The organism is Virgibacillus flavescens (genome assembly GCF_050574275.1).
Lineage (GTDB): Bacteria > Bacillota > Bacilli > Bacillales > Amphibacillaceae > Virgibacillus_F > Virgibacillus_F flavescens.
In genome coordinates this window covers 1,514,334-1,531,174 of the sequence record NZ_CP192260.1, presented here as the reverse complement: position 1 = coordinate 1,531,174, position 16,841 = coordinate 1,514,334, and the positions used below count along the sequence as shown (strand labels likewise).

Genomic DNA, 16,841 nt, shown 5'->3' with positions numbered 1-16,841 from the left:
TTGTACCGAATTTACATCAAGCTTCAACTCTTGACTAATTACGCTACATAACTTACTATGTTAAAGTCACTAATTCATATAGAAATACTAGGTTATACAAATTAGGAGGAATTCAACATGAAAAAAGCACTAATAAGTGTATTTACTTTAAGCTTAATACTATTTCTAGCTGCTTGCGGTTCAAGTGAAGAAAATGCAAGTAACAGCGAAGGAAGTTCAGACAATAAAAATTTATACGAAAGCATCCAGGAAGATGGTAAAATTCTTATTGGAACAGAGGGTACTTACCCACCTTTTACCTTCCACAACGATGAAGGTGAATTAACTGGATTTGATGTTGATATCGCTCGCGAAGTTGCTGAACGTATCGGTGTGGAACCTGTTTTCAAAGAAACAAAATGGGATTCCATGTTTGCCGGATTAAACTCTGAACGTTTTGATATGATTGCAAATCAGGTCGGAATGACGCCTGAACGCAAAGAAAAATATGAGTTCTCAAAACCATATACTGCGTCATCTGCAGTACTTGTTACACATAAAGATAATACGGAAATTAAAAGCTTTGAGGACCTGGAAGGCGTTCCTTCAGCACAATCACTTACAAGTAACTATGCAGACATTGCGAAAGAACATGGAGCAGACGTTACTCCAGTCGACGGTTTCAAGGAATCGATACAGCTGATTACGTCCAAACGTGTTGAAGCAACGATTAATGATCGATTATCTGTTCTTGACTTTTTAAACAAACAAAAAGATGCACCAATTAAAATTGTGGATCGGGAAAAAAATGCATCACAAACAGCATTTGCCTTTCGTGAGGGCAGTGACAAATTGATTAAGGCTGTCAATGAAGCACTGACTGAAATGAAGGAAGATGGCACGTACCTGGAAATTTCTAAAAAGTGGTTTGGCGAAGATGTTTCTAAGTAATATTTTTACCAGCCCGGATACGCAAGAAAAAATAGATATTTTTATCAGCTCCCTTTGGCCGTTAATCCAGGGAGCTTTAATCTATACCATTCCACTAGCCTTGATCACATTTGTGATTGGTCTTATTCTGGCAGTATTAACTGCGTTAGCACGACTGTCCGGAATTAAACCTTTAGAATGGATTGCACGGTTTTACGTTTCCGTTCTGCGGGGAACCCCGTTACTCGTTCAATTATTTATTATATTCTTTGGTCTGCCAAGTGTAGGTATTACGATTGATTCCTTTACTGCAGCCATCATTGGTTTTTCATTAAGTGTAGGAGCGTACGGCTCTGAAATCATTCGTGCTGCTCTTTCATCAATACCGAAAGGACAGTGGGAAGCAGGGTTTTCCATTAGTATGACGTATACGCAGGCATTGCGGCGAGTTATCTTGCCACAGGCAGCACGTGTTTCTATACCACCACTCTCTAACTCGTTTATTAGTCTGGTAAAGGACACATCGCTCGCATCAACTATTATCGTTGCTGAGATGTTTCGGAAAGCACAGGAAATTGCTTCATTAAACTATGAATTTTTACTTGTTTATTCAGAAGCAGCATTGATCTATTGGGTGATATGTATGATCCTTTCTTTCTTCCAAGGACGAATCGAACGAAAATTAGATCGATATATCGCAAAATAGGAGGTTGCTATGTTAGCTGTTAAAGATTTACACATTCAATTTGGTGAATTAGAAGTACTAAAAGGAATTGATTTAAACCTAGATAAAGGAAAAGTTATCGTTATGATTGGTCCATCGGGCTCCGGTAAGACCACCTTCCTCCGCTGTTTAAATGCACTGGAGATGCCAAATAAGGGGCATGTAACGATTAACGACCGGCAAGTAGATTTCAGTACTAACCCGCGCAAAAAGGAAATTCGTGAGTTACGAAAACAGACCGGTATGGTATTTCAGACACATAACCTCTTTCCGCATTTTACAGCTGCTGAAAACGTTATGGAAGGACTCATTACTGTTAAAAAAATGAAAAAAAGCGATGCGCGAGAAGTAGCGCAGGAGTTGCTTACCAAGGTTGGCCTTGCTGAAAAAATTGATGTCTATCCCTATCAGCTTTCAGGTGGGCAGCAGCAGCGTGTTGGGATCGCACGTGCACTTGCAATGGATCCACAGCTCATATTATTCGATGAACCAACATCTGCGTTAGACCCAGAATTAGTCGGTGAAGTACTGAAAGTTATGAAAGACTTAGCTGATGAAGGCATGACTATGGTTGTAGTCAGCCATGAAATGAAATTCGCAAAAGAGGCTGCCGACGAGGTTTTATTCATGGATAATGGGGTAATTATTGAACGTGGGAAGCCAGCAGACATTTTTGAAAACCCACAACAGGATAGAACCAAACAATTTTTAAATAAACTTCAATAAAAGGCTGAAATCAGCCTTTTTTTGTTCATCAAAATATGTAAAGGAGATGCCCCATGGCTAAACCACTTGATAAAAAATTCTATAGCCAGCCCACGCTCGACCTAGCTAAGGCCCTGCTTGGCTGCAAGCTATTTAAAGAAACACCAGAAGGAACTGCATCCGGGATCATCGTGGAAACAGAAGCATATATCGGACCTGGCGACAGAGCTGCACATAGCTTTGGTAACCGTCGCACCAAACGAACTGAGATTATGTTTGGTGAACCAGGGATAACGTATATGTACACCATGCACACCCATCGTCTATTTAACGTTGTAAGTGGCGAAAAGGATAATCCGGAAGCGATTCTGATTAGAGCTATAGAACCAGTCGATGGTACAGAACTAATGGAAGAAAGACGTCCAAAAGCAAAGAGCCGTATTCAGTGGACAAATGGTCCCGGGAAACTTACACAGGCGCTTGGCATTACAATGGATGATTATGGGCACCCGCTTGGTTCGTCCCCATTATGGATTACAGAAGGTTACAAACCAGATCAGGATTCCATTTCAGCAGGGCCCAGAATCGGGATACATAATTCGCTTGAAGCAGTCGATTACCCATGGCGTTTCTGGATAACCGGAAATAAATATATATCGAAATAACAGTGAGGTACTACTTGTGCCTCACTGTTTTAATTTCTCATTTCCTCTACGGCATCAACAAAATTAGTGTATGTTGATTTGCCAAATCGCTGATTATTTGCTGCAAAGAATTCATCGATTGTCTGGTCGCGTGCTTCGTCAAGCGAACAATCAAGGGTGTTCATTCGTAACTTTAAATAGGACCGAAAATAATCTTTACTTAATGTAGAACCATTCTTTATAACCACAACTTATCCCCCTTCTACAATAATTCGTTCATAAAATGAATAACCGATTTTGTTTGTTCAAAAAGTAATTCGTCAGCGTTCTCAATGCACGCTTCAAGTGACAGAGGCTTATTAATTATGGAAAAACAACCTGTAAATTGCGCCCGCAGTAAATCTAAATTCCCAGAAAGACTACCCGAAATTAGCACGATCGGAACTCCATAACTCTGAGCTAGCATTGCAATATAACCAGGAGCTTTTCCATCAAGCGTTTGTTGATCACTTTGTCCCTCTCCGGTAATTACTAAGTCTGCATGTTTAATTGCTTTTTCAAGACCTGCTGCGTCACCAATCAACTTAGCACCAGATACTAAACTGGCGCCAATGGTTAACATTGCGAAACCAAGCCCTCCTGCCGCTCCTGCCCCTGCAACATCTCGGTATGATTCTTTCACTTCATCTTCCAGTAAATCTGCAAAATTAGTCATCGCTCTATCATATTTTTTCACCTGATCAGCTGTTGCACCCTTTTGAGGTCCATAGACTTCACTGGCACCCCTAAGTCCGCACAACGGGTTATCGACATCACAAGCAACCTGAATAGTAACAGAACGCAGTCTTGAATCGAGTCCATCTAGGCTTATCTTATGTATTTCCAGGAGATCAGAACCATACCCCTTCAATTCAGAGCCATTTTTTCGCCATGCCTTCATCCCTAATGCCTCTAGCATCCCAATACCACCGTCATTTGTAGCGCTTCCTCCTAATCCAAAAATAAATGATGTGCACCCTTTTTCTAGTGCATCCAGCATTGCCTCACCGACACCATAGGATGTAGTGAAATCCGGGTTTCTCTTTTCAAGCGGAATTTGGGTTAGTCCAGCAATTGTTGCACAATCAATAATTGCTGTTCCTTCATTTACAATTCCGTACGCTGCTTCAATTTCTTCACCTAAAGCTCCCTTACACCGTATCGGTACACGGACTCCTTTTGAGGACTCCAATAAAGCTTCCAGGGTTCCTTCCCCTCCATCTGCCATTGGTTTTTGTACGACCTGACAAGTGGGCAGAACCTCAATTACTGCACGTTTCATGATTTTTGTTGCCGTAAGCGCTGTCAAACTGTCTTTAAAAGAATCTGGGGCAATTACTATGTTTTTCATGGTAAAAAAACCGCTCCTTTTGTCCCGCTTCAAAATATAGAAAATTCTTATCATTTATTAAATAGAAACACATGTTCTAGTTAAAGTCAATAAAAAAACACCCAGATCATTAAATTTATTCTGGATGTTAAAAAATATTAATAAAAAATTATAGCATTGAAATAATCCAACCAATTACAACAATTGCACCAATTACCATTAGAATAGTACGTAACATTCAAATCATCCTTTCATTCTTCAATTAACTCGAGCATACCTTTAAATTACCCGTTAAAATGTTTTATAAACCTAGTTATTTTTGAATTTCAAAAATATCATCTAACTTATTGGACATATAAGCTTGGGCATTTTCCACACCAATGTTGTAGAATAGGGGTGCTAGCTGTTCTATGAAAAAATCCAATATCAGCAACGATGCCAAATTACCAATATCTTCCCCTCTTTCTGTTTCAAAATAATGTTGAATCAATCCAGCCATTTCATCTTTTTGCTCATTTGTCAGTTCAAATTTTGGTTTCATTCAAGTTCCGCTCCTTTGTGTTAAAAAATTGATAGTACTAGTATAACAATAACTTAATCAACTTTCGCAGCTAGATATTTTTGATGAATGCAGTAAACTATAGTTCTTGAAGTAAAATGCGATGTAGCTTTAGCATTATTTCCACAGAATTGTGAGTTAGACTTGATGTGCAGGTAATAAATCCTTGACATCTATTTCTTGTCTAGAGATTGGAGCGACTGCCATCTGCGGAAATCTCGTTGCTGTTATGTCGCAGTTCCTTTCCGGTGAGTTAAGTTACGTCGCAATTATATAGATTTTACTCAGCTAAAGTTGAATAATTTAGCTGAAAGCAGGAATCTGTATTTTTTTGTCGAAATTAAATAAATATGTATATGAGGAGGGTTTATACAACATGCAGACATTTGAAAACTATCAATACGAACGTCCAAACTTAGACAAAGAGAAAAGTACGTTCGCAGACTTACTTAGCACATTCAAAAATGCTTCATCCGTTGACGAGGCAAACAAATCGATTAATGAAATCAATTCGTTTCGAAACAAGTTATCTACACATTTTAATCTGGTGTATATCCGTGCATCAATCAATACGAACGATGAATTCTATCAAAGCGAACGTGACTTCTTTGATGAGATCGAACCTGAGATTAAATCGCTTAACACTGATTTTTACAAAGAGCTGGTTAGATCTCCGTATCGCAGCCATTTAGAAGAACAATGGGGCAAACAACTATTTCAAATTGCTGACTTCGAAATCAAATCCTTTGATCCGAAAGTAATTCAGTTACTTCAAAAGGAAAATAGATTACAGTCTGAGTACTCTAAGTTAGTTGCTTCGGCTGAAGTTGAATTTCAAGGAGAAACACTCACACTCGCACAGCTTACTCCCCATGCGCAGGATACGAACCGTGCTACGCGAAAAAAAGCGGTGACAGCGAGTGCCGGATTTTTTGATCAGAATAAAGAAAAATTTGATGACATTTATGATCAACTGGTAAAGCTTCGTCATGAAATTGCTACGACGTTAGGCTACAAAAACTTCGTTGAGCTAGGCTACATACGCATGCTGCGGATTGACTATGATGCAGAGATGGTGGATGTTTTCCGCAAACAGGTCCGTGAATCTATCGTACCGTTAGCAACAAAACTCTATGAAAAACAGGCTGCACGAATTAATGTTGAAAAACTGAAAAGTTATGATGAGTCATTCAAGTTTAAAACTGGTAACGCTAAACCAAAGGGAACCCCTGAGTGGATTATTGAAAGCGGAAAGAAAATGTACGCGGAATTATCAACGGAAACCAATGAATTTTTCCAATACATGCTGGATCGAAACCTGATGGATTTAGTTGCAAAAAAAGGAAAAGAAGCTGGTGGTTATTGTACATTTATTGACGATTACCAGTCACCGTTCATTTTTGCGAACTTTAATGGTACATCAGGAGATGTGGATGTGCTTACACACGAAGCTGGTCACGCCTTCCAGGTTTATGAAAGCAGGAACATTGGAATACCAGAATATATTTGGCCGACACATGAAGCTGCTGAAATCCACTCGATGAGCATGGAATTTTTCACTTGGCCATGGATGGATTTATTTTTCCAGGACGAGACGGAAAAATACAAGTATTCCCACCTTGCTGACGGTCTTCAGTTTCTTCCATACGGTGTTGCAGTAGACGAATTTCAGCATCTTGTATATGAGAATCCGGAATGGACACCAACTGAGCGTAACGAAGCATGGAAGAAGCTTGAACAGACTTATTTGCCACATCGTGATTATGACGGAAATGACTATCTGGAGTCGGGCAGATTCTGGCAGCGTCAGGGTCATATTTATGATGCACCATTTTATTATATCGACTATACGCTTGCACAAATTTGCGCATTCCAATTTTGGAAACGCTCGCAGGAGAGCCACGAAGATGCATGGAAAGATTATCTTGCGCTCTGTAAACTTGGAGGAAAACAATCATTCCTTGGACTGGTAGAGACAGCAAATCTTCGTTCACCATTTAAAGAAGGCTGCGTTGAATCTGTTATTGATTCGATCGAAGAATGGCTAGACTCAGTAGACGATCAAGCATTATAACGAAACCACAGCTCGTCCCTTTTAGAAGACTTTATTTTTCCAAAAAAAAAAAAAAAAAACAGAGACTATTCACCGGTATGATTTCGGCGAATAGTCTCTTATTTCTACTTGTTACTCACACGTCCAACCTGGCCATCTTCAAGGCGAACCTTGATTCCGTGCGGGTGGAACGATGATTTCGTTAATAAATCTTTTACTACGCCATTCGTCAGCTGACCTGTGCGCTGATCTTTCTTTAATACAATATCAACCTCAAGTCCAGGCTGAACCTGATCCCGATATCTTCCATCAATTGTCATGCGTAATGATCCTCTCTATTGTAAAGGTAGTTTCATTATACACGACAGGCTTGCTTACTTCATCCACTCCGGCTTACCAAATCCTTTGAACTCTTCGTCAATAATTTTTTCAAACTCCGGTGATTCAATTACTTCCTTGATATCCTTGGCCCATTTTGTATCAAGATCCTTGGTATTTACCACTACCCGATTACGGTAATCGTCAGGCATGTTTTCAAGAACTAATGCATTGAGTAAATCAAGCCCTGCTGCTAAAGCATAGTTCCCTGGTACAGCTGCCAGATCTTCACTTTCAACAGTTCGCGGCAATTGGCCAGCTTCCACCTGTTGAAAATTAAGATTTTTTGGATTTTCTACGATATCATCTACCGTGGCACGTAACGGATCGATCTCATCCTTAATTGTGATAAGTCCAGCATCCTGCAGCATGATTAAGGTGCGTGCAAGGTTGGTTGGATCGTTCGCTATCGTAATTGTGCTGCCATCTTCAATCGCTTCAAGCGAATCGTATTTGCTCGAATAGACGCCCATTGGTGCAGTAGGGACAATCTTTACTTCAGATAAATCCATGCCGTGTTCTTTTTCAAATGCTTCAAAGTAAATTTTATGCTGAAACAAATTCGCGTCCAAATCGCCATTGTGCAGCGCTTTATTCGGCTGAATGTAATCGCTGAATTCCACATTTTTGACTGTATATCCTTTTTCCTCAAGCAATGGTTTTAGCGCTGTGTTCACCATATCACTGTACGGGCCTGTCGTTGCGCCAAATGTAATTGTCTTTTTTTCACCAGAATCATTTGATGCTTCACTATCTCCACAAGCTGCTAACACTACTAAAATTAATAATGCAAAAATAATTCCAATTCCTTTTTTCATGTAAAATTCCTCCTCTGATTATCGTTTGTTGACTGCTTTCGCAATAAAATCGCCTGCGTATTGAATCACCTGTACCAGTACAATTAAAACAATTACGGTTGTGTACATCACCAAATCATCGTAGCGGTAATAACCATATCGGATAGCTAAATCACCAATACCACCGCCGCCTATCGTTCCAGCCATCGCTGAGTAGCCGATTAAGCTGATTGTCGTAATGGTTAATCCACTGATGATGCCTGGTTTCGCCTCTGGCAGTATGATTTCTTTTATAATCATCCACGGGGAGGCACCAACAGAAACGGCTGCTTCGATCACGCCTTTATCAATTTCACGTGCAGCGGACTCTACTATTCTTGCAAAAAATGGAATGGCTGCTACTGATAATGGTACCGCAGCTGCAGTTGGACCAATCGTTGTTCCAAGTAAGGTGTTCGTAAATGGCAGCAGGAACACGAGTAAAATGATAAATGGAACCGACCGGATCAGATTGGTCACAATTCCTGCAATGCGTTTCACCAGCTTGTTTTCCAAAAATAACCCCCGGTCTGTCACGTACAACAAAATCCCAAGTGGCATGCCGATTATTAAAGCAATCAGCAGTGCGATACCGACCATGTAGAGCGTTTGAAAGAATGCTGTATTCAATTCTGGTAATAGATCAATCAGTCGGCTGAGTTCCAAATTGAATCACCTCCACTTGTTTAATCCGCTCTTCCAGATAGGCAAGTGCTTGATCCACTTCAACACGCTCACCCTTCAGCTCCATGATAAAAATTCCAAGCGGTGCATCCTGAATGTATTCCACTTTCCCATGCAGGATATTGCCACTGACCTGAAAGCCCTGGAGCATATCAGATACAATTGCTTCTTCAGCCAGCCTCCCGCGGAACTGCAGTTTCACCAATGTTCCTGTGCAGCTTTCCAGCAGCTTTTGCGGCAACGAAAATTGTAATACCGTTTGAATGAAATTTTTCGTCAAGGCTTCTTTCGGGTCTGAAAAAACCTCGTATACTGGCCCTTCTTCTACGATACGACCATCCTGCATCACCGCGCATCGGTGACATATTTCTTTGACAACTTCCATTTCGTGCGTAATTACTGCTATCGTAATCCCAAGCTCCAGATTTATCTTTTTTAATAATGCCAGGATCGATTTAGTTGTACTTGGATCCAGTGCTGATGTAGCTTCATCGCACAACAGGACTTTAGGATTGTTTGCAAGCGCCCTTGCAATACTCACACGCTGCTTCTGACCGCCGCTAAGCTGCGCAGGATACTGGTTGATCTTATCGGCTAATCCTACCAGGTTCAGCAGTTCCACAACCCTCTCGTGCCGTGCTTCTTTACTTAGTCCGGCGGCTTTCAACGCAAATGCAACATTTTCAAACACTGTCTTTGAGGCGACGAGATAGAATCCCTGAAAAATCATTCCAATCGACTGTCTGGCCTTCCGCAGCTCCTTTGGCGATAAAGCCAGTAAGTCTACTCCATCAACCAACACACTCCCAGAGGTTGGCCGTTCCAAAATATTCATACAGCGAAGCAGCGTACTTTTTCCTGCACCGCTGTATCCAACAATTCCGTAAATCTCACCTTTGTCGACATGTAAGGAAACACGGTCCACCCCAATAATCTTTTCTTTTTTTGTCTGAAAAACTTTTTCAATCTCCTGCAGTTCAATCATGGACCATCCTCCTTTTTCATATAGAAAAACCCCTCTTCCATAATGAAAGAGGGGTTTGATTGTGTACTCAATCCTTATCTCTCAGAATGGTAATCTCGCATTCTGCAGGAAGTAGCACCACTCCGAAACGGAAGGTTGCTGTGACATCTGCGGGCCTGATCCCTCCGTCACTCTGGATAAGATATGTAATTGTTTTAAAATATTAAAACTTATGTTATAGCCGTTTTCCACTTTTGTCAACAACTATTTTTTGAAAAGATTCAACTTTCCAATTCGTTGTACCGCCTCAGTCAGTCGATCTTCATCAGCAAGCAAACCTACGCGCACGTAGCCTTCACCGTTTTCACCAAAACCATTTCCAGGCGCAACTACAACGTGAGCTTTTTCCAGCAGCAAATCTGCCAATCCCTCTGATGTATACCCTGATGGAACAGGTAACCAGGCAAAAAATGTTCCTTTTGGAGCTTGCACGTCCCAGCCAATTTCATTAATTTTCTCAATAAAACAATTGCGCCGGGATTCATAGGTTGCTGCTAATTTTTTCACAGAATCCTGATCGCCATTTAAAGCGCTCGCAGCTGCCGCCTGAATACCGCCAAATAAACTAACATATACATGATCCTGAATCAGATTTATGCTTTCAATGACAGATTCATTCCCTACCGCAAATGCGACCCGCCATCCTGCCATGTTATAGGTTTTGGATAATGTATACATTTCGATTCCGATATCTCTTGCGCCTTCAGATTGCAGAAAGCTTTGCGGTTTTTTACCATCAAAACCAATCGCTCCATAGGCAAAGTCATGCAGCACGCAGATATTATGTTTTTTAGCGACCGCAACTGTTTCGTCGAAAAAATCTTTAGTCGCAGTTGCAGATGTTGGGTTGTTTGGATAGTTCAGGAACATCAGCTTTGAATTGTCCAGCGATTCGTTGCTTAGCTTACTATAATCAGGCAGAAAATCATTTTCCGCAAGCAGTGGCATCATTTCTGTCGCAGCATTTGCCAGCGCAATCCCAGACATATAATCCGGATAGCCAGGATCCGGGAGCAACGCCAAATCACCAGGGTTTAACAGACATTGACTCAGCTCAACAAGCCCTGTTTTCGAGCCGAACATAATAGCTACCTCCGTGTCCGGATCGAGGGTTACCCCATATTCTCGCTGATAAAAATCAGCCATCGCTTGTTTCGCATAGCGATATCCTTGAAATGGCGAATATTTATGATTAATAGGATCTTCAGCAGCTACCTGCAAGGACTTTACTATATGCTCCGGGGTCGGTAAATCCGGATTTCCCTGTCCCAGATTAATCACGTCATGTCCTTCATTTTTCAGCTGCTGTACGTTTCCTACAAGCTTTGCAAAAAACTGGTCTGGAAGCCGTTTCAATGTCTCGGACTGTTCAAATCTGTGCACATGTTCCACCTCATTTTCGGATAATTGCTACTAATAATAGACGTGGGAGGCTGATTTGTAAAGAAAGAATCCTGCCAGATGTTTGTTCTAGCCTCCATTCATGTGAAAAGTTAACAAATATGATAAAATCATTTCATACAAAAAGGTAGATGAAAAGGAGATCAACATGCCATACCATACATTATTTTTAGACATAGACGGCACTATTTTAAAACCAGATCACACGGTTATGGATTCGACGAAAGACGCTATTGACCAGGTGAAGGAACAAGGAATGGATGTTTTTATTGCGACAGGACGTCCTCTTCATGAAATTTACGGCCTGGCAGAAGAGCTGAAGGTGAACTCATTTATTGGCTACAATGGTGCGCTTGCAGTTTATCAGAATAAGCGAATTGTGGACGAGCCAATGGACCAGAACACGATTAAAAAATTTCTTGAGATTGCGGACAAGCATAATCATGAAATGGTTATTTATACAGGTGAAAAAAATTATTATACGGCACTCGATGGTGATGCAACGCAGGCTTTTGTAACTGCTTTTAAGCTTCAGGAAAATGAGCAGCTGAAACCGGAACATGCGATAAGCGATAAAATACTCAGCATGACATTAATTGATATGGACGAGGAGGATATAGCGTTATACACGTCGGAAGATGATTTATTTATGTCTCCGGTAAACGTTAATGGAATCAGCAGCTGTTATGATGTTATTCGGAATAATGTAAATAAAGGTGAGGCAATAAAGGCGATATTGCAGAAGTTGGACCGTTCTGAAGAAGGCACGATTGCCTTTGGAGATGGAATGAACGATAAGGAAATGCTGCAGGTTGTTGAAGCTGGATTTGCCATGGGAAACGCGCATCCTGATTTATTCACCTATGCAACAAAACGGACAACTACCGTATCCGATTCCGGAATTTTCAACGGACTAAAAGAGTTGGGACTCGTAAAATAAACGAACAAAAGCAACGGCGAAATTGCCGTTGCTTTTTTTGGATTCGGTGGATTCGGTACCTGGTACTTTGCCCAGTTTTTTCCATAGGTACCTGGTACATTCCCCATTTTTTCCCAATTATTAGCGATTGGTGATGGTTTCTGGGTACATGTCGTGATTCATCATGCGGTGGTCGGCTATCTGTTCGAATTTGGTTCCAGCCTTTCCGTAGTTGCAATAAGGATCGATTGAGATTCCTCCACGTGGTGTGAACTTTCCCCATACTTCGATATATCGTGGGTCCATCAAATCTATTAAATCGTTCATGATGATGTTCATACTGTCTTCATGAAAATCTCCATGATTTCTGAAACTGAACAAATATAGTTTCAATGATTTACTTTCTACCATTTTAATATCAGGAATATAGCTGATATACACAGCACCAAAATCAGGCTGTCCAGTTTTTGGACACAGTGTTGTAAACTCCGGACAATTGAGCTTAACGAAATAATCCCTGCCCGCGTGCTGGTTATCAAATGTTTCTAATACTTCTGGTGTGTAGTCAAATTGATACGTAGTCCCCTGACTTCCCAAAAGCGTCAAATCTGTTAAATCCTCATCACGTCTGCCTTTCATGTGAAAACCTCCTTTATTTTTAATGCATGACCATTGAACCAATTACACAAGAGCACAAAAAAACCATGCGCTAAGGCACATGGTTTTATAAAACAAATCATCTGTCCTTAGTTTTTTATAGAGGGTTATACGCTAAGAACCTCTTTTTCGCCAATCACAGATATAAACGTACGTGCACTCGAATAATTATATAAATCAAACCCAGAGAAGTCAACATTGCGTTTGCGGTACCTGGTACTTTTTCCTAATTTTTTCCATTTACTTGCTTCCATGTTCGAACTAGGCCATCTACAATGGGCTGGATTACTTCGTTGTCTGAATTGTAGTTGTTATGGGATAGTGGAGTCCATCCGGTCAGCCACTCACCCGCGTTTACTGGTACATCCCTCGTTACTTGTTTTTCATAATACTCGTTCAATCCTTTTAGCGGAAAAGCCAGAACGTCATCTTTGTCATAAAAGTTCAGCCACTCTCCTTGAATACGCGGGTGGATATTCTCTATGCCTGGAGATGGTACACGAATTGGCCGGCCAAAGTTCTCATACCTCATGGACCATAACGCTAGCGGACTTCCCATTGTATAAAAAAGCGCTAGCGTTTCTGCTTGCTCAATAGGCTCATTTGATTTGACTTGGTTTGTTTCCGGTCCGATATTTTCATGTTTAAATTGCAAATCATAGAAGTAGTTGCTTGCGACCACTGATCCTAAACTATGGCTGATTACACACAATGGTGCAGTTTTTCCTGCCTTCCCCTTCAACTCTTGAATCGACGCAGCTAACAAAGCATTTACTCGATCATAGTTCTTATTCCGCTCTTTTGTTGGCTGATAGGCAACGGCATCTGCCAGAAATTCTACAACAAATCTCCGCAGCCTGAGATAGTCTAAATCAGTGTTCTTTTTTAACCGTTCCAAAAGAATTGCTTCTTCCGTTTCAAACACCGCTGACCAGAATACAGGTTCAAACACGAGATCCTCGCAAAATTCGCTGCCTGCATTCGCAGCAAAACCGTTTTTAATCTTATTGGACATGTCTTCTGCAAAATCTCTGTCTGGAGTGCCTGCACCATGCAAAAACGCCACTGCAATTTTTTGCGTCATCATACCACCTCCATAAAAATAAACAACTATTGTTACCCTATGATTATTGTACATTCTTAACTCCTATTCGGTAAGTTAAATTAGACCTATTCTTTATGTGATTTTGGGGGTTCTTCTAGGTAATGGAGTCTGAACAAAACCATGATAATAGATGGAGCGATTCCCATCCCCACCTGAAAATAAATCTAAAATTATTTCGGTATTCATATATGGCGGGACATTTCTCTCGTTATTTTTATAAAAATGGTAGCTGCTCCACGGGTAATCCTCGGCCAATTTCACCATTTCAGCGTCTACAGGATTCCTGTGAATGTATCGACTGACTGCAAGCATCCCAGCGCGATCGTTAATCACTTCGCCAAAATATCTATTTTCAAATACATGGCCAGAAAGATTATATTTCGCGTTAAAGTACGTGGCAAATTTCTTGTTCATATACCACATCAGTTTTGCGAGATTGTGATCTTTAGAACGGAGCTGAAGGTGGTAATGGTTTGACATGAGACAATACGAGGCAATCTCAAAAGGGGCTCTTTCGTGGAGTTGACGCAGGATCGTGAGAAATGTTCGATAGTCAGCCTCCTCCTTAAATAAAGCTTCTTTCCGGTTGCCTCTGCAAGTAATATGATAAAAAGAATTCGGCACCCAAATTCTAGGCTTTCGTGGCATCTTTTTTGCTCCTTTCGTTTTTCATACAATAATGGAAAACAAGCCAAAAGACAAAAAGGTATAATCACCCAAAACTTAGGGAAATCACCTGTTTGATGCTAATAAATAACCATAAAACTTAGTTCCTGTTATCAACCAGCATAATTCTAAGCTGCAGCAATCAGCAAAAATCAAAATTACTTTTTCATTCGACAAAATTCGGGCGGTACCTGGTACATTATCCAGTTTTCCCCATAATAAAGAGGCGGCTCTAGCGGCTGCCTCTTTTGGTTTATGCTCTCTCCAGCATGCGCTTGAGGGCGGTTTCGGCCCATTCGGCTATTTCTGGTTTAACTTTTATCTGATTCATAATGTCGCCCTTTTCAATTGATTCCATTGTCCATAATAAATGCGGCAGGTCGATCCGGTTCATGGTCAGACATGGACACATTTGGGGATTTAACGAGAATACTTCCTTATCCGGATGTTGCTTCGTCAGCCGATTTACGAGGTTCATTTCCGTTCCGACCGCCCATTTCGTCCCCGCATCAGCGTTCGTGATTGTCTCAATAATATATTTAGTGGAACCTGCAAAATCCGATTTTGCTACTACTTCCCGACTGCATTCCGGATGCACGATAATATTCACTTCCGCGTCCGTCGCCCGAATATCCTCGATGTTTGCAACGGTAAAGTTCTCATGAACCGAGCAGTGACCTTTCCACAAAATCACGCGTACTTGATCCAAGTCGCCGTCATACTCAAATCTTTCCAGGATTGGATCCCAGACAGCCATCTCATCGAGAGGTACTCCTAGATCAAACGCAGTATTTCGCCCTAGATGCTGATCAGGTAAAAATAAAATTCGTTCCTTTTGTTTAAACGCCCATTCCAGCATTTTTTTCGCGTTCGACGATGTCACGGTTGCTCCTTCATTCCGGCCAACAAAGCTTTTAATCGCTGCGGTGGAGTTTACATACGTCAACGGTATGATCGTGTCGCCAAAAACCTTCTCCATTTCCTTCCAGCCTCGTTCTGTTTGCTCAATATTTGCCATATCTGCCATCGAACAGCCTGCCCGCATATCCGGCAGAATCACTGTTTGATCATCACCTGTTAGGATATCTGCTGTTTCAGCCATAAAGTGAACACCACAAAAAACGATATACGCTGCCTGCGAGTTTTGTGCGGAAACCTGCGCCAGCTGAAGCGAATCACCTGTCACATCTGCAAATTGAATGACTTCATCTTTTTGGTAATGGTGACCAGGGATAAATACCTTCTCCCCTAACTTTTCCTTAATTTGCCTCACTCGGGATTCCATTTCAACTGTCGACATTGTTTTATAATGATCAGGTAGCATCTGCTGGCCACTGTTTTGAATTAAATCCAGTAAACTCATTTTTCTTCCTCCTGACTAACTAGTAAACTAATATCAAGCGACTTCACGGAATGCGTAATAAAACCAAGCGAAATACAATCTACTCCAGTCCCCGCGTACCCTGACAGATTATTAAGCGTGATCCCACCCGATGCCTCGGTAATAATATGTTTCGGAACAAGTGGAACGAACTCCCGGACCTCATCAGGACTCCGGTTGTCGAACATAATTACATCCACACCTGCTTCAACCGCTTCCAGTACTTCTTCTCTCGTTTCCGTCTCCACTTCCACTTTTACCATATGACCGACCGTCCCCCGAACCGCTTCAACCGCTTCTGTTATAGAACCACAGAAAGAAATATGGTTATCCTTGATCATGACACCATCATAAAGCCCTGACCGGTGATTTTTTCCACCACCAGCTACAACAGCATATTTTTCCAGCATCCGCAGTCCAGGTGTCGTTTTTCGTGTGTCGCAAAGCTGAATCGAGCTATCATTTAATGCTTCTACACACGTCCGAGTCATACTTGCTATACCACTCATTCGCTGCACAAGATTTAAGATGACACGCTCACCTCCAAGGATCGCGACGACTGGACCGGCTGCTTCCGCTATAATATCCCCACTTTTCACATGATCCCCATCTTTATAAAAACACTCTATCTGTACTCGCTCATCCAATAACTGATACCCTTCACGAATAATTGCAAGACCGGAAATAATCCCATCAGCTTTGGCAACCAACACACCTTTCCCGAATTGATCCGGCGGAAATACAGCATTGCTGGTTAAGTCCTGATCCCCTAGATCTTCTATAAAAAAAGATTGCAGCATCGCGCGTAATTTTAATTTATTCATCTT

General features: G+C 41.3%; 19 protein-coding genes and 2 riboswitches. Of the genes, 6 read left to right on the top strand and 13 right to left on the bottom strand.

Annotation, left to right across the window (positions count from 1 at the left end; all coding sequences use genetic code 11):
* Positions 1-117 precede the first annotated feature (117 nt).
* Genes VBD025_RS07280 through VBD025_RS07265 form a run of 4 tightly spaced genes read left to right on the top strand, consistent with a single transcriptional unit; the run spans position 118 to position 3,003 of the window.
* Positions 118-930 (top strand): transporter substrate-binding domain-containing protein, encoded by an 813-nt coding sequence (locus VBD025_RS07280; protein ID WP_430790750.1) that lies wholly within the window; start codon positions 118-120, stop codon positions 928-930.
* Positions 917-1,615, top strand: a complete 699-nt coding sequence (locus VBD025_RS07275; protein WP_430790748.1) for an amino acid ABC transporter permease — start codon at positions 917-919, stop codon at positions 1,613-1,615. The genes VBD025_RS07280 and VBD025_RS07275 overlap by 14 nt, the downstream gene beginning before the upstream one ends.
* A 9-nt stretch (positions 1,616-1,624) precedes the next feature.
* The gene (locus tag VBD025_RS07270; RefSeq protein WP_430790746.1) at positions 1,625-2,359 is read left to right on the top strand and encodes an amino acid ABC transporter ATP-binding protein; all 735 of its coding nucleotides are present in this window, start codon (positions 1,625-1,627) and stop codon (positions 2,357-2,359) included.
* A 53-nt stretch (positions 2,360-2,412) separates the two neighbouring features.
* A complete protein-coding gene (locus VBD025_RS07265; protein WP_430790744.1) occupies positions 2,413-3,003 on the top strand; it encodes a DNA-3-methyladenine glycosylase in 591 nt (196 codons plus the stop codon).
* 29 nt (positions 3,004-3,032) lie between these two features.
* On the opposite strand, the gene VBD025_RS07260 is transcribed toward VBD025_RS07265, so the two are convergent.
* The 3 genes from VBD025_RS07260 to VBD025_RS07250 form a co-directional block, all read right to left on the bottom strand.
* Positions 3,033-3,230 (bottom strand): hypothetical protein, encoded by a 198-nt coding sequence (locus VBD025_RS07260; protein WP_430790742.1) that lies wholly within the window; start codon positions 3,228-3,230, stop codon positions 3,033-3,035.
* Positions 3,231-3,244: 14 nt separating this feature from the next.
* Complete coding sequence (locus VBD025_RS07255; protein WP_430790740.1) at positions 3,245-4,372, bottom strand: glycerate kinase; 1,128 nt, start codon at positions 4,370-4,372, stop codon at positions 3,245-3,247.
* Positions 4,373-4,664: 292 nt separating this feature from the next.
* A complete protein-coding gene (locus VBD025_RS07250; RefSeq protein ID WP_430790738.1) occupies positions 4,665-4,892 on the bottom strand; it encodes a DUF2164 domain-containing protein in 228 nt (75 codons plus the stop codon).
* Positions 4,893-5,286: 394 nt separating this feature from the next.
* Here VBD025_RS07250 and VBD025_RS07245 point away from each other — a divergent pair, with 394 nt between their 5' ends.
* Entirely contained in the window at positions 5,287-6,984 is a 1,698-nt protein-coding gene (locus tag VBD025_RS07245; RefSeq protein ID WP_430790736.1) for a M3 family oligoendopeptidase, read from the top strand.
* Positions 6,985-7,088: 104 nt separating this feature from the next.
* Here the strand turns inward: VBD025_RS07245 and VBD025_RS07240 are convergent, their stop codons facing one another.
* The 5 genes from VBD025_RS07240 to VBD025_RS07220 all read right to left on the bottom strand — a co-directional run bounded on the left by VBD025_RS07240 (position 7,089) and on the right by VBD025_RS07220 (position 11,268).
* On the bottom strand, positions 7,089-7,283 hold the full coding sequence (locus VBD025_RS07240; protein WP_430790734.1) for a YwbE family protein: 195 nt from the start codon (positions 7,281-7,283) through the stop codon (positions 7,089-7,091).
* A gap of 54 nt (positions 7,284-7,337) precedes the next feature.
* Positions 7,338-8,159 carry a MetQ/NlpA family ABC transporter substrate-binding protein gene (locus VBD025_RS07235; RefSeq protein WP_430790732.1) on the bottom strand — a complete coding sequence of 274 codons (822 nt, stop codon included), beginning with the start codon at positions 8,157-8,159 and terminating at the stop codon, positions 7,338-7,340.
* A gap of 18 nt (positions 8,160-8,177) precedes the next feature.
* Positions 8,178-8,843: a methionine ABC transporter permease gene (locus tag VBD025_RS07230; protein WP_430790730.1), complete on the bottom strand. Its 666-nt coding sequence runs from the start codon at positions 8,841-8,843 to the stop codon at positions 8,178-8,180.
* Positions 8,821-9,846, bottom strand: a complete 1,026-nt coding sequence (locus tag VBD025_RS07225; protein ID WP_430790728.1) for a methionine ABC transporter ATP-binding protein — start codon at positions 9,844-9,846, stop codon at positions 8,821-8,823. Before VBD025_RS07225 ends, VBD025_RS07230 begins: the two co-directional genes overlap by 23 nt.
* 71 nt (positions 9,847-9,917) lie before the next feature.
* Positions 9,918-10,029, bottom strand: a riboswitch (SAM riboswitch).
* 60 nt (positions 10,030-10,089) lie between these two features.
* Complete coding sequence (locus VBD025_RS07220; RefSeq protein ID WP_430790726.1) at positions 10,090-11,268, bottom strand: pyridoxal phosphate-dependent aminotransferase; 1,179 nt, start codon at positions 11,266-11,268, stop codon at positions 10,090-10,092.
* 166 nt (positions 11,269-11,434) lie between these two features.
* Here VBD025_RS07220 and VBD025_RS07215 point away from each other — a divergent pair, with 166 nt between their 5' ends.
* The gene (locus tag VBD025_RS07215; protein WP_430790724.1) at positions 11,435-12,226 is read left to right on the top strand and encodes an HAD family hydrolase; all 792 of its coding nucleotides are present in this window, start codon (positions 11,435-11,437) and stop codon (positions 12,224-12,226) included.
* A gap of 120 nt (positions 12,227-12,346) precedes the next feature.
* On the opposite strand, the gene queF is transcribed toward VBD025_RS07215, so the two are convergent.
* The 5 genes from queF to nadC all read right to left on the bottom strand — a co-directional run bounded on the left by queF (position 12,347) and on the right by nadC (position 16,838).
* Entirely contained in the window at positions 12,347-12,844 is a 498-nt protein-coding gene (queF, locus tag VBD025_RS07210; RefSeq protein WP_430790722.1) for a preQ(1) synthase, read from the bottom strand.
* 101 nt (positions 12,845-12,945) lie between these two features.
* Positions 12,946-12,993: riboswitch (PreQ1 riboswitch) on the bottom strand.
* Positions 12,994-13,088: 95 nt separating this feature from the next.
* A complete protein-coding gene (locus tag VBD025_RS07205; protein WP_430790720.1) occupies positions 13,089-14,000 on the bottom strand; it encodes a chemotaxis protein in 912 nt (303 codons plus the stop codon).
* 39 nt (positions 14,001-14,039) lie between these two features.
* The gene (locus VBD025_RS07200; RefSeq protein WP_430790718.1) at positions 14,040-14,615 is read right to left on the bottom strand and encodes an REP-associated tyrosine transposase; all 576 of its coding nucleotides are present in this window, start codon (positions 14,613-14,615) and stop codon (positions 14,040-14,042) included.
* A gap of 271 nt (positions 14,616-14,886) precedes the next feature.
* Positions 14,887-15,996 (bottom strand): quinolinate synthase NadA, encoded by a 1,110-nt coding sequence (nadA, locus tag VBD025_RS07195; RefSeq protein ID WP_430790716.1) that lies wholly within the window; start codon positions 15,994-15,996, stop codon positions 14,887-14,889.
* Complete coding sequence (nadC, locus tag VBD025_RS07190) at positions 15,993-16,838, bottom strand: carboxylating nicotinate-nucleotide diphosphorylase (RefSeq protein ID WP_430790714.1); 846 nt, start codon at positions 16,836-16,838, stop codon at positions 15,993-15,995. The genes nadA and nadC overlap by 4 nt, the downstream gene beginning before the upstream one ends.
* Positions 16,839-16,841 lie beyond the last annotated feature (3 nt).

Excerpts from the sequence above, each read along its gene's own strand:
- VBD025_RS07280 (WP_430790750.1), top strand. The coding sequence starts at position 118 with ATGAAAAAAGCACTAATAAGTGTATTTACTTTAAGCTTAATACTATTT.
- VBD025_RS07275 (WP_430790748.1), top strand. The coding sequence starts at position 917 with ATGTTTCTAAGTAATATTTTTACCAGCCCGGATACGCAAGAAAAAATA.
- VBD025_RS07235 (WP_430790732.1), bottom strand. The coding sequence starts at position 8,159 with ATGAAAAAAGGAATTGGAATTATTTTTGCATTATTAATTTTAGTAGTG.
- VBD025_RS07200 (WP_430790718.1), bottom strand. The coding sequence starts at position 14,615 with ATGCCACGAAAGCCTAGAATTTGGGTGCCGAATTCTTTTTATCATATT.
- VBD025_RS07270 (WP_430790746.1), top strand. The coding sequence starts at position 1,625 with ATGTTAGCTGTTAAAGATTTACACATTCAATTTGGTGAATTAGAAGTA.
- VBD025_RS07255 (WP_430790740.1), bottom strand. The coding sequence starts at position 4,372 with ATGAAAAACATAGTAATTGCCCCAGATTCTTTTAAAGACAGTTTGACA.
- VBD025_RS07245 (WP_430790736.1), top strand. The coding sequence starts at position 5,287 with ATGCAGACATTTGAAAACTATCAATACGAACGTCCAAACTTAGACAAA.
- VBD025_RS07215 (WP_430790724.1), top strand. The coding sequence starts at position 11,435 with ATGCCATACCATACATTATTTTTAGACATAGACGGCACTATTTTAAAA.
- VBD025_RS07265 (WP_430790744.1), top strand. The coding sequence starts at position 2,413 with ATGGCTAAACCACTTGATAAAAAATTCTATAGCCAGCCCACGCTCGAC.
- VBD025_RS07205 (WP_430790720.1), bottom strand. The coding sequence starts at position 14,000 with ATGTACAATAATCATAGGGTAACAATAGTTGTTTATTTTTATGGAGGT.
- VBD025_RS07240 (WP_430790734.1), bottom strand. The coding sequence starts at position 7,283 with ATGACAATTGATGGAAGATATCGGGATCAGGTTCAGCCTGGACTTGAG.
- nadC (WP_430790714.1), bottom strand. The coding sequence starts at position 16,838 with ATGAATAAATTAAAATTACGCGCGATGCTGCAATCTTTTTTTATAGAA.
- queF (WP_430790722.1), bottom strand. The coding sequence starts at position 12,844 with ATGAAAGGCAGACGTGATGAGGATTTAACAGATTTGACGCTTTTGGGA.
- nadA (WP_430790716.1), bottom strand. The coding sequence starts at position 15,996 with ATGAGTTTACTGGATTTAATTCAAAACAGTGGCCAGCAGATGCTACCT.
- VBD025_RS07250 (WP_430790738.1), bottom strand. The coding sequence starts at position 4,892 with ATGAAACCAAAATTTGAACTGACAAATGAGCAAAAAGATGAAATGGCT.
- VBD025_RS07225 (WP_430790728.1), bottom strand. The coding sequence starts at position 9,846 with ATGATTGAACTGCAGGAGATTGAAAAAGTTTTTCAGACAAAAAAAGAA.